We start from the raw sequence: 12,265 nt of genomic DNA, 5'->3' as shown, positions 1-12,265 counted from the left end.
ATTTTAACATAGAGGCAGAGTAGGAAAAAGAAAGAGGTGAGCTACGTATGCTACAGAAGTGTTCGAGTCCTTAGTACCCCTCGGCTGTGCGATTTCGCGCTCTACACCTAGGGCCTATCAACGTTGTGGTCTCCAACGACTCTTCTATCGGATATCTCATCTTCAGGTGAGTTTCGCACTTAGATGCTTTCAGCGCTTATCTCATCCCAGCGTCGCTACCCGGCGCTGCAACTGGCGTCACAACCGGTGCACGAGCGGCTGGTCCAACTCGGTCCTCTCGTACTAAAGTCAGGTCCTGTCAAATATCCTACGCCCACCACAGATAGGGACCGAACTGTCTCACGACGTTCTGAACCCAGCTCGCGTGCCACTTTAATCGGCGAACAGCCGAACCCTTGGGACCTTCTCCAGCCCCAGGACGTGACGAGCCGACATCGAGGTGCCAAACCTCCCCGTCGATATGAGCTCTTGGGGGAGATCAGCCTGTTATCCCCGGCGTACCTTTTATCCTTTGAGCGATGGCCCTTCCATGCGGAACCACCGGATCACTATATCCGTCTTTCGACCCTGCTCGGCTTGTAGGCCTCACAGTCAAGCCCGCTTCTGCTATTGCGCTCTGCGTACGGTTACCAAGCGTACTGAGCGGACCTTTGAAAGCCTCCGATACATTTTTGGAGGCGACCACCCCAGTCAAACTACCCAGCAGACACTGTTTCCGTTTCCAGATTAGGTGCCAAACAACACAAGGGTGGTATTTCAACGTTGGCTCCCCCAGACCTGGCGGCCCGGGTTCACAGCCTCCCACCTATCCTACACATGTGTTGTCCAGCATCAATGTCAACCTATAGTAAAGGTGCACGGGGTCTTTCCGTCCCGTGGCGGGTACTCGGCATCTTCACCGAGACTACAATTTCACCGAGCTCATGGCTGAGACAGCGCCCAGATCGTTACACCATTCGTGCAGGTCGGAACTTACCCGACAAGGAATTTCGCTACCTTAGGACCGTTATAGTTACGGCCGCCGTTTACCGGGGCTTCGATTCAAACCTTCGCTTGCGCTAAGTTCCCCTCTTAACCTTCCGGCACCGGGCAGGTGTCAGGCCTTATACTTCCGCTTACGCGTTCGCAAAGCCATGTGTTTTTGTTAAACAGTCGCCTGGGCCTTTTCACTGCGGCTTCTCCATCACTGGAGGAAGCGTCCCTTCTCCCGAAGTTACAGGACCATTTTGCCGAGTTCCTTGGCCATGATTCACTCGAGCGCCTCAGGATGCTCTCCTTGACTACCTGTGTCGGTTTGCGGTACGGGTTATCTAGCAGTAAACGCTTAGCAGGTTTTCTTGGCAGTCTGATTAGGAGAACTATCCCATTGGCCGAAGCCGCTAGGTACTATCACGTTTCAGCTAGGTGGGCGTACTTAACTACCCTCCCACTACCTACACGCTTTAACGGGCACTTCCGTCCGCCCGCGTCTCTTTCACTTCTGCGTCACTGCATCACTCCACTAAATAAGTGCGGGAATATCAACCCGCTGTCCATCGACGTAGCCTCTCGGCGTAGCCTTAGGTCCCGACTAACCCTGCTCCGATTAGCGTTGAGCAGGAAACCTTAGTCTATCGGCGAGGGGGTTTCTCACCCCCTTTATCGTTACTCATGCCTACATTTGCTTTTCTGGCCGCTCCAGCAACTCTGACAAGTCACCTTCTCCGCTGACCAGAATGCTCCCCTACCACTTAGCTATAAGCTAAATCCATCGCTTCGGTACCGGACTTGATGCCCGCGTATTATCGATGCCCTCTCGCTCGACCAGTGAGCTGTTACGCACTCTTTAAAGGAATGGCTGCTTCCAAGCCAACCTCCTGGCTGTCAAAGCAAGTGGACCTCCTTTGTTCAACTTAGTCCGAATTTAGGGACCTTAGCGGATGGTCTGGGTTCTTTCCCTCTCGGCATGGGACCTTAGCACCCCACGCCTCACTGCCGAGTATATCAACGGGCATTCGGAGTTCGTCAGGATTCGGTAGGCTGTGACACCCCCTAGTCCTATCGGTAGCTCTACCTCCCGCTGACTCCACCTCGACGCTGTACCTAAATACATTTCGGGGAGTACGAGCTATTTCTCAGTTTGATTGGCCTTTCACCCCTACCCTCAAGTCATCCAAATCCTTTTCAACGGAAACTGGTTCGGACCTCCAGTTGGTGTTACCCAACCTTCATCCTGCTCAAGGGTAGATCACAAAGTTTCGCGTCTACCCCCTCTGACTCTGCGCCCTATTCAGACTCGCTTTCGCTGCGGCTCCATGCGTCTACGCATTTAACCTTGCCAGAGAGGAGTAACTCGTAGGCTCATTATGCAAAAGGCACGCTATCAGGAAACGAATTCCCTCTAACTGCTTGTAAGCACACGGTTTCAGGTTCTTTTCACTCCGGTATTCCCGGTTCTTTTCACCTTTCCCTCACGGTACTAGTTCACTATCGGTCTCTCAGGAGTATGTAGCCTTAGCGGATGGTGCCGCTGGATTCAGACGGGGTTTCTCCGGCCCCGCCCTACTCAGGAATCCTCTACCGTACATAACTCGCTCGCTTACCGGACTCTCACCGTCTCTGGTGGGCCTTCCCATGCCCTTCAGCTAAAGTTATGTAATCAGATGTTGAGGTCCTACAACCCCGGGTTGGCCGTAACCACCCCGGTTTGGGCTCCTCCCCGTTCGCTCGCCACTACTTGGGGAATCATATGTTATTTTCTTTTCCTCCGGGTACTTAGATGTTTCAGTTCCCCGGGTTTGCCTCTTATCTATTAAAAGATAAGATCCTTGGTCTTCAACCAAGGGGGTTGCCCCATTCGGATATCTACGGATCACCGGATATGTGCTCCTTCCCGTAGCTTTTCGCAGCTTATCACGTCCTTCTTCGCCTCTGAGAGCCTAGGCATCCCCCGTGTGCCCTTATCTACTTCTCGTAGTGATCCAACCCCGCAAGGGGCGGATCGAGCTCAGGTGACTACCCGCAGGTAATCACACTTTCTTTTTCTTACTCTGTTTTCCTCTATGTCAAAGAACGTATACTACTCCAGTTGAGTAGTCAAGAGAATGAAGGAAAAGACAAATGATGAGTGTAACGTAACGGGGGTAACTCACGAGTCGAACCGCTCCAGAAAGGAGGTGATCCAGCCGCACCTTCCGGTACGGCTACCTTGTTACGACTTAGCCCCAGTTACCTGTTCTACCCTAACTGGCTTCTGTAACGAGCACCAGCTTCAGGTCTACCAGACTTCCATGGCTTGACGGGCGGTGTGTACAAGGCCCGGGAACGTATTCACCGCGTCATTGCTGATACGCGATTACTAGTGATTCCAGCTTCACGAAGTCGAGTTGCAGACTTCGATCCGAACTGAGAACGGTTTTTAGAGATTGGCATCACATCGCTGTGTAGCAACCCGCTGTACCGCCCATTGTAGCACGTGTGTAGCCCTAGGCGTAAGGGCCATGATGACCTGACGTCGTCCCCGCCTTCCTCACTGCTTGCGCAGGCAGTCTGTTTAGAGTCCCCAGCATAACCTGATGGCAACTAAACATAGGGGTTGCGCTCGTTGCGGGACTTAACCCAACACCTCACGGCACGAGCTGACGACGGCCATGCAGCACCTTGCTTTGTGTCCCGAAGGAAAAGCTCATCTCTGAGCCGGTCACGCGCATTCTAGCCTAGGTAAGGTTCCTCGCGTATCATCGAATTAAACCACATGCTCCACCACTTGTGCGGGCCCCCGTCAATTCCTTTGAGTTTCACTCTTGCGAGCGTACTCCCCAGGTGGGATACTTACCGGTTTCCCTAAGCCAGTGACGGTCTATCGCCACCAGCGAGTATCCATCGTTTACGGCGTGGACTACCAGGGTATCTAATCCTGTTCGCTCCCCACGCTTTCGTGCCTCAGCGTCAGTACCAGCCTAGTCAGCTGCCTTCGCAATCGGGGTTCTGGATGGTATCTATGCATTTCACCGCTACACCATCCATTCCGCCAACCTCGTCTGGACTCAAGCCCGCCAGTATCCAGGGCAGTTCTCTTGTTGAGCAAGAGGCTTTCACCCCGGACTTAACGGGCCGCCTACGCACCCTTTAAACCCAATAAATCCGGACAACGCTTGCACCCTCCGTATTACCGCGGCTGCTGGCACGGAGTTAGCCGGTGCTTATTCCTCAGGTACCGTCAGTTGAGTCCGCAGACCCGTTTTCTTCCCTGAGAAAAGCCGTTTACAACCCAGAAGGCCTTCATCCGGCACGCGGCATGGCTGGGTCAGACTCTCGTCCATTGCCCAATATTCCCTACTGCTGCCTCCCGTAGGAGTCTGGCCCGTATCTCAGTGCCAGTGTGGGGGATCACCCTCTCAGGTCCCCTAAGCATCGTCGCCTTGGTGGGCCGTTACCCCGCCAACTAGCTAATGCTACGCAACCCCATCCAGATCCGATAAATCTTTACCCATTACATGATGCCATGTTGTGGGCTTATGCGGTATTAATCCGCCTTTCGGCGGGCTATCCCCCAGATCTGGGCAGGTTGGTTACGCGTTACGCACCCGTGCGCCACTAGTGGTATTGCTACCACCCGTTCGACTTGCATGTATTAGGCCTGCCGCTAGCGTTCATCCTGAGCCAGGATCAAACTCTCCATTGTATAACTTACTGCACTAGCCCGAAGACTAGCTGATGTCAAGTGCTGATCCGACTCGTCTTAACGAGTTACCTCGTTTGTTACGCTTCTTGCCTCTAGTACCCGTAGGCAGCCAGAGGCCTTACCAATTTGTCTTTTCCAATCATTCAAAGAACGTGTGCCAGACCCCTGTTGGGTCTAACCGTGTGCCTCTAGAAAGAGGCTAAAGGTGTTAGGCAAGCTAGCTTCCGTTCGAAGCGGGTTGCAAAGGTAACACCTATTTTTTATTTCGCAACCGTTTCGAAAACTTTTTTTTCGAGGCGAGTTGCTCTCTTTTTCTCGCGCCAGCTTCCGATTGAAGCGGGCTGCAAAGGTACAACTCGTTTTGCTTTTTCCAAGTTCACAGCGGAAAAACTTTTTCTCGTTTTTCGCGGCCTGTTTTCCCAAAACCCAGTTTCTCGTTCGAAAGCGGGGGTGCAAAGGTACCACCAACTAGTTGGCTTATGCAAGGAAGTAGCGAAAGTTTTTTTCGTCTTTCAGCGCCCGCTTCCGGCTGAATCGGGGTGCAAAGGTAGCACCGGCTACTTCAACTTTGCAAGCCCAGTAGAAAACTTTTTTTCATCCGTTTCCCGCCCGCCGCATCAGTTACTGTCTTCGTACCAAAGCGAGTCGCACCGCGTGTTCGCTCAAGGCCCTCCCGCGTTCCGGTTTGGGAGTGCAAAAGTGGCGCTTCGAATCTAGTTCTCCAAACCCTGCCCACTCTTTTTTCGTTTAAGTCCCCTCTTTTCAAAACAAAGCTGCACTTAGACGACAGTTAGGCAAACACTTAGCAATTGAGAATTTGTTCCAACAAAATGAAAAAAGGCTTCTACCTAAAGTAGAAGCCTTTTAAAACAAGTTCAAGGCTGTTGTTCAGGGGCGGTATGCGTCCACGTATTGCTGCACCTCCTTGATGCTGGACTGGTATTGCAGAGCCTCGTACACCCGGTAAAAGTTCTGGCGGTCAGCTACCCGAGTGTACATGTACTTAGCTAGTTCTATTCGATTACGATCAAATGTCATTGAAGCCACAAATCGACGAGCATCATCAGCGGGTATGCTGGCTTCACGTAAGGCCTCCCGGATAATAGCCAACTTATTATCGTCGAAAGATTGCCGTTGCACGGTCTGCCATAGCACATCGACTTCTTGCGGGTCCATTACATAAGAGTCCGCAGAATACCCATCACTACCGCGAGGATACCTAGGCTCATTGCTATAGTCAGGTAGTGGAGATGGTGGAGTGGTAGGGGGATAATTGCCTCTAGGCCCGTTGCTATAGCCTCCGCGGGTGATAGGGAAGGCAGATACTTTCCTTAATACTGGCGGATACCCGTTACGGGCTACCAGCACAAAACTAGTTTCGAGGCCTCCATCTAAGAATACTTGCGTGCGATAGGCAATACTGCGGCCATATCCGGTGGGAATTAGAAACTCAGCTTGGTGGAAGCCTGGAGCAAGTCGGTCGAGGGAGATGTGTTGGGCACCGCCGCGGGTAAGAGCCCGACCATCGAAAATCAGTTGAAATAGCATGCCGCGCTCCGCAGTAAAATTAGCATTGGCGGGAGCCGCCTGTGCGTAAGCAGCCAGCAGTAGGAACAGCGCCGTACAGAATAGTAAAGTCTTTTTCATGGCAGTAACAGTAAGCTGGTCCGAAGTGTAACCTGCTACTGCCAAAGCCAAGGATTATGCCAACTCTACACTTATTATATATAGGAGTTGCCTAGTGCCTACTCCGATATACTGTAGTAGTGCGTTTAGAGTACACTTTAGCGTGGACATGAAAAAGCCCGAGTTACTACAGTAACTCGGGCTTCTAGCTTTTCTATCTTATCTACTCAGCTATTCGGGTGACTTTGAATTCCGTCCGGCGGTTACGCTGGTAGTCTTCCTCTGTTTTGGCGCCTTTGACTACGGGTAAGGATTCGCCGTAGCCTTTAGCTGTAATACGGGATTTATCGATGCCTTTTGACACGATATATGCTACCGCTGACTCAGCCCGACGCTGGGAAAGAGCCAGGTTGTAGGCATCCTTACCACGGGAGTCAGTGTGGGAGCTTAGCTCAATGGTGATTTTAGGATTGTCGTTGAGGGTTTGCACTAGCTTGTCCAACTCTACTGCCGCGTCCGAACGAATATCTGCTTTGTCGTAGTCGTAGAAGATGTTGTCGACTACAATGGCTTTGTTTTTCACGATTTTCGTGAGCGTCAGGGTCACGGGCACTCGTACGTCGTTCATCAGATCTGGCAGGGCATCTTGGGCCGGCCGCTTGCCTATGGTGCTTAGCGTATTGCGGGCAGCGAAGTAACCCGGCCGATCAGCTATTAGGGAATAGCTAGCAGTAGCAGTGTCGAGCCGCATGCTGAACTTGCCATCGGCAGCAGTTGTCACTTCCTGTAATTTCTGCCCGTTGCTGCCGTATAGGGTTACGGTTTCGTTGGCAATAGGAGCTGTTTGCCCGGTTCGGTCGTTGCGCTCTACCAGCGTACCGTCGGCGTAGAAGGTTACGTACTTGTATGGCCGCTCCCGGAACAAATAAAGGTCGTCGGAGCCTTTGCCCCCGGCGCGGTTTGAAGCGAATACGCCTACCCGCTGACTAGTGAAAAAGGGCGCGAAATCGTCGCCGTTACTATTAATAGGTGCGCCTAGGTTGGCAACTTTACCTTTCTGCACCTTGAATATGTCGAGCTTGCCAAAGCCGGGATGCCCGTCGGAGGAGAAATACAAGGTGCCGTCCGGGGCAATGGCAGGGAAGTTCTCGTTACCGGGAGTATTGATTTGGTCGCCCAGGTTTTCGGGAGAAGAAAAGCGGCCGGGGCTTTCCATAGTCGACTTATAAAGGTCGTTGCCGCCGAGGCCCCCTTTGCGCGTGGAAGTGAAGTAAAGCGTTTGACCATCGGGCGAGAAGACCGGCGAGAACTCATCGGCAGTGCTGCTGTTTACACCGCGCAGAATTTCGGGCTCACTCCATGCGCCGTTCTTATAGTAAGAAGCCCAGAGGTCAACGCTGAGGTAGCCTTTCTTGGACCCGTCGTTGGAGCGGGCGAATACCATCATCTTGCCATCGGGCGAGTAGGTGGCGCTGGCTTCATGACGGTCTTCGGAATTGAAGATGGACTCAAGCTTCCGAACCGTGCCGCCCGTAAGCTTCTGCTCATCTTCAAATTTGATGGCGTACAGGTCATTGAACCCTTCCCCATTGCCTTGGAACACTTTGCCCTCACGGCCAGAAGCAAATACCAGCTCCTTGGTCTCGGGCATGCGCGTGGCGCTAAACTCAGCTGCCGGCGTGTTTATCTGATCCAGAGGAGTTACTTCATCATTGGTGCGCATGGCTAGCAAAGCCGTAGAGGCTCGGGCCGTACGGGCGGCTGCCTCCGCCTGTTCGGCTAGGGTACGGTTGCTACCCGCTTGGGCGTAGGCCTCGAATTGGGTGGCTGCCTCCTCAGTTTTGCCGGAGGCCCGCAGGGCCTGCGCGTAGCGGAACCCTGCATCCGGGGCCTTGGCTTTGCCATCCAGCGCTGCCTTATAATATGGTTCAGCTAACTCAAGGCGGTTGGAAAGGCGGTAGGACTCGGCAATGCGGTAGTTCGATTGCGCGATGTTACGGCCCTTGGCCACATCCTTTTTATATAAGGCAATAGCGGTTTCGTACTCGCCCTGGGTAAAGCGCTTATCGGCTTTGCTTACGCTGCCAGACGTGGCGCAGCCAGTAAGCAACGCGGCCGAAGTAGCTACGGCACCTAGTAGGATATAGGTTTTCATGAAGGACAGGAATGGGATGGGTGCGATACCAAAACGAATAACGAACATTTTGGTGTCAAGTATATCAAGATACAACCAGTAGCGGGAAAATCCGCTTAGGAAACGACCGGCTGAAAGTAGCGTGCCAGCCAAGTAGAAGCTGCCGGCGCGGGCCAGGCCGCACGCAGCTGCCCTACCGTGCTAATGGTGTTATAGAAGTACAAGGTAGCAGCCTGGATAGTACCAGCGGCTACGGCCGAACGAAGCTCCCGACGATCCAGTAGCAGTAGCTGCTCTGACTCTAGAAACGCCAGCTTCGATTTATCCAGTAACTGCAGGCCTAGTTGCTCCTCTATGCCACGCACAAAGTGCACGGAAGCATCAATGGAGCAGCCACTAGCGTCTGCTACGGCTTCATCTAGACCGATTACTAAGAACTGGCGGTGCAGTATATCAGCTGATGCGGCTAGGGTGCGGCCGTGGCTGGTCCAATCGGCTGCAAACTGGCGCAGAGCGGGCTGTAGAGCCGTTAGTTCAGCGTCAGTAAACGGGCGGTTTGCTTGGTAAATCCAGAGGCGAGCCGAAGCAGGCAATTCATCAAACGGTACGTACATACTAAAATTCACAAGAGAACGACATCAGCAAACCGCTTAGCAACTGCTACGCTGCGTTGGGCTGGTATAGCTACAAAGAAACAGCCCCGCCCGGAAGTTCCGGCGGGGCTGTGTTACTACGTGTCCGCAGGCACGAATAACTTTCTACGCATTAAGTCCTTCGGCCGAGGCAATTAGTTCGGCTAAGTCAAAGACCTGCACATCGGCTTCGCGCTCCTTGTTCTTTACGCCGTCTGCCATCATAGTCATGCAGAAGGGGCAGGCTACGGCAATAACGCTACCGCCGTGGTTAGAGCCCGCCGGCAGTGCTGGCGATGTGCTTTCTGCGCCTTGCAGGTTGCGGAGCACTTCAGCGTTACCATCGAGCGTAGCCAAGGCTTCCTCCGCGCGCTCAACGTTTACATCCTTTTTGCCTGGTTCCGGCTCTTTCCACATCTGCGCCCCGCCAGCCCCGCAGCAGAGGCCGTTGGTTTTGCAGCGCTTCATTTCCAGCAGGTCGGCGTCCAGCACTTCCAGTACAGCACGCGGGGCCTCATAAATGTTGTTGGCCCGGCCCAGGTAGCAGGAATCGTGGAAGGTAATGCGGCGCCCCTTGAACGATTCCCCTCCTTCGGCCGTGACCTTGCCTTCGTTGATAAGTTGCTGCAGGAAGGTGCTATGATGGATTACTTCGTACTCGCCGCCCAAGGCTGGGTACTCGTTTTTAATCGTGTTAAAGCAATGCGGGCAAGCCGTTACTACCTTCTTGATGCCGTAGCCATTGAGGGTAGTAATGTTCTGCATGGCCTGCATCTGGAACAGAAACTCGTTGCCGGCGCGCTTAGCCGGGTCGCCGGTGCAGGATTCTTCCATACCCAGCACGGCGTAATTTACGCCCACATGTTCCAGAATGCGGACGAAAGCTCGCGTTACCCGCTTGTACCTGTCATCGAAGGCACCGGCGCAGCCTACCCAGAACAATACTTCCGGAGTTTCGCCCCGAGCCGCCAGATCGGCCATCATCGGAACGTTGATTTGACGTTTTTCCATTAGAAACTAGAAGTGAGAAGCCGGGAGCTAGAAGAAGCTACTACCGACTCTCAAAGGTAAATTGAAGGTAGAAAAGAGGGAAGCGTAGCACCATGCGTTAGCGCTGGGCTACCACAGCCTTATCGGTCACGAACAGATCATCGGCCCAGTTAAAGCGGTCAGAGGGCGAGAAGGCCCAAGGTGCACCGTTGTTCTCGATGTTGCTGAACATCACGTTCAGGGAGTTTGGGGCCGCCGACTCTTCTAGCACTAGGAAGCGGCGCATTTCCACGATGCTTTCCAGGGGGTTGATATTTACTGGGCAGGCTTCTACGCAGGCATTGCAGGTGGTGCAGGCCCATAACTCTTCGGGCGTCACGTAGCCGCGCAGCAGGGTGTGGTTTTCCTTATCCAGCTGTTCCTGCTCGCTGTGTTTAGCCTCTTTGCCGTACAGGTTCGGGCTAAAAATCAGGGGCGAATTGTACTTCTCCTCCACCCGGTCGCGGGTGTCCATGATGATCTTACGCGGGGAGAGCAGCTTGCCAGTGAGATTGGCGGGGCACACGGAAGTGCAGCGGCCGCACTCCGTGCAGGAATACGCGTTCAGCAGATTGGTCCAAGCCAGATCGTCCACGTCCTTGGCCCCGAAAGGGGTAGGCGCCGCCGCCGAGCCGTCGGGACCCACTGCGGGAGCCGGTACTTGATAACTGGGGTCCATCATGGCTTTTACCTCATGGGTGATGCTCTCTACATTCGAGAACTGTCCCTGCGGCACCAGACGTGAAAAGTACACGTTGGGGAAAGCCATGATGATGTGGAAGTGCTTGGAGCTAGGTAGGTAGTTCAGGAAGAGCAGAATACCCACAATGTGTGCCCACCACCCAATGCGCTCCAACACGTGCAGCGCGGCCGGACTATCGGGCAGCAAGCCAGTTAGGAACTGACTAATGGGGTAAGCGCCCGGCAGGTCCGCGCCGTGTAGCTTTAGGTCGGCGGCATTCATCGTGAACAGAGCCGTCATGAGAATTACCTCGATGTAGAGAATAACGTCGGCATCGAGGCGGGGCCAGGCCCGCATTTCGGGGCCTGTAAAGCGGCGGACGCCTTTCACGTTGCGGCGCCACCAAAAGGCTGCTACGGCCAGAATAACCAGAGCCCCCAGCACCTCGTTGGTGGCGGTAAGTGCCGAGTACAGCGGGCCTAAGAACTGCAGAAAACGGTGAGTACCGAAGATGCCATCTACCAGTATTTCAATGACTTCAATGTTAATAACAATGAAGCCGACGTAGACAATCAGGTGCAGAATGGCCGGCGTGAGCCGCTTGAACATCTTCTGCTGGCCAAAAGCTACGAGCAGCGTTTTCCACAGCCGCTCGTTCACATTGCCACTCATATCCCGGTCGCGCCCGACCAGGATATTGGCGCGAATCTTCCGCGCCTGCCAGAAGAACAGGCCGAAGCCCGCTACTGCTACCAGCAGGAAAAGAATGTTTTGAAAGGAAAAGTGCACGGGAATTGGGTAGGTTTGGGTTTAGGCCGAAATATACTCGTTATGCATAACAAATTATAGAATTTGCCTGCCTACTTTCCGGCTGAAATATTTTTTCAGATACGATTTGCAGGTTAAAAATGGTTTACTACTTTTGTGCTCCCCAACGGCTACAACGCCTCTGGGGACCTAAGAGCTGGTAATGTAGCTCAGTTGGTAGAGCACAGCACTGAAAATGCTGGTGTCGTTGGTTCGATTCCAATCATTACCACAGAAAACGCCCTTCATGCTACATGAAGGGCGTTTTTGTTTTTATCTCAGCCGCTTAGTTCCAGTAAGAAGCTGGCTTGTCCGTGGCTGGCCAACTCAGGGGCGCTCGGCCGCCGTGCTGCCGAAAAAACTCTTCTACCTGCAGCCGTAACCCGATTGGGTCGTCGGTTTCTAGCTCCGCTACAATATGGTCTGGGGCGGACAAATGACGCTCAGTGCTCAGCAGGTAGCCCGGCTCCTGCACCCAAGAGTAGGCATAAAGCCTCGCGCCATCGGAGGCAGCCGACTGATGCAGATAACGAACATCAGTAGCGGGAATGAACGAGGCCTCCAGAGCGCCCATTGGGTAATCCCAGGACCAGTAAAGCGAGAGACGAACGAACCCAAGCTGACACAGGTAGGCTTCTTTAAGGTCTGAGGCAAGCATAAAACACTAGCGCTAGCAACGGGCAAGATTACCC

The 12,265-nt window shown here is 53.5% G+C and carries 6 protein-coding genes, 1 tRNA gene and 2 rRNA genes; 1 reads left to right on the top strand and 8 read right to left on the bottom strand.

Annotation, left to right across the window (positions count from 1 at the left end; translation table 11 throughout):
- Positions 1 to 51 precede the first annotated feature (51 nt).
- The 7 genes from MWH26_RS18415 to MWH26_RS18385 all read right to left on the bottom strand — a co-directional run bounded on the left by MWH26_RS18415 (position 52) and on the right by MWH26_RS18385 (position 11,555).
- Positions 52 to 2,953: ribosomal RNA gene (locus MWH26_RS18415) — 23S ribosomal RNA — on the bottom strand.
- Positions 2,954 to 3,148: 195 nt separating this feature from the next.
- Positions 3,149 to 4,663: ribosomal RNA gene (locus MWH26_RS18410) — 16S ribosomal RNA — on the bottom strand.
- Together the 16S and 23S rRNA genes form the textbook arrangement of a ribosomal RNA operon.
- A gap of 888 nt (positions 4,664 to 5,551) precedes the next feature.
- The gene (locus tag MWH26_RS18405) at positions 5,552 to 5,839 is read right to left on the bottom strand and encodes a proline and serine-rich protein 1 family protein (RefSeq protein ID WP_247975417.1); all 288 of its coding nucleotides are present in this window, start codon (positions 5,837 to 5,839) and stop codon (positions 5,552 to 5,554) included.
- Between the two features lie 673 nt (positions 5,840 to 6,512).
- Complete coding sequence (locus tag MWH26_RS18400) at positions 6,513 to 8,444, bottom strand: CHU_0125 family OmpA-like outer membrane integrity protein (RefSeq protein ID WP_247975416.1); 1,932 nt, start codon at positions 8,442 to 8,444, stop codon at positions 6,513 to 6,515.
- A 95-nt stretch (positions 8,445 to 8,539) separates the two neighbouring features.
- Complete coding sequence (locus tag MWH26_RS18395; RefSeq protein WP_247975415.1) at positions 8,540 to 9,037, bottom strand: hypothetical protein; 498 nt, start codon at positions 9,035 to 9,037, stop codon at positions 8,540 to 8,542.
- 144 nt (positions 9,038 to 9,181) lie between these two features.
- Entirely contained in the window at positions 9,182 to 10,036 is an 855-nt protein-coding gene (locus MWH26_RS18390; RefSeq protein WP_375374051.1) for a (Fe-S)-binding protein, read from the bottom strand.
- A gap of 127 nt (positions 10,037 to 10,163) precedes the next feature.
- A complete protein-coding gene (locus tag MWH26_RS18385; protein ID WP_247975413.1) occupies positions 10,164 to 11,555 on the bottom strand; it encodes a 4Fe-4S dicluster domain-containing protein in 1,392 nt (463 codons plus the stop codon).
- A gap of 177 nt (positions 11,556 to 11,732) precedes the next feature.
- On the opposite strand from MWH26_RS18385, the gene MWH26_RS18380 reads away from it, so the two are divergent.
- A tRNA-Phe gene (locus MWH26_RS18380) sits at positions 11,733 to 11,805 on the top strand.
- 54 nt (positions 11,806 to 11,859) lie between these two features.
- Here the strand turns inward: MWH26_RS18380 and MWH26_RS18375 are convergent.
- On the bottom strand, positions 11,860 to 12,231 hold the full coding sequence (locus MWH26_RS18375; RefSeq protein ID WP_244694338.1) for a hypothetical protein: 372 nt from the start codon (positions 12,229 to 12,231) through the stop codon (positions 11,860 to 11,862).
- Positions 12,232 to 12,265 lie beyond the last annotated feature (34 nt).

The organism is Hymenobacter sublimis (genome assembly GCF_023101345.1).
GTDB classification, from domain to species: Bacteria; Bacteroidota; Bacteroidia; order Cytophagales; family Hymenobacteraceae; genus Hymenobacter; species Hymenobacter sublimis.
The sequence above is the reverse complement of the archived record's forward strand: the minus strand, read 5'-3'. Positions and strand labels throughout refer to the sequence as shown.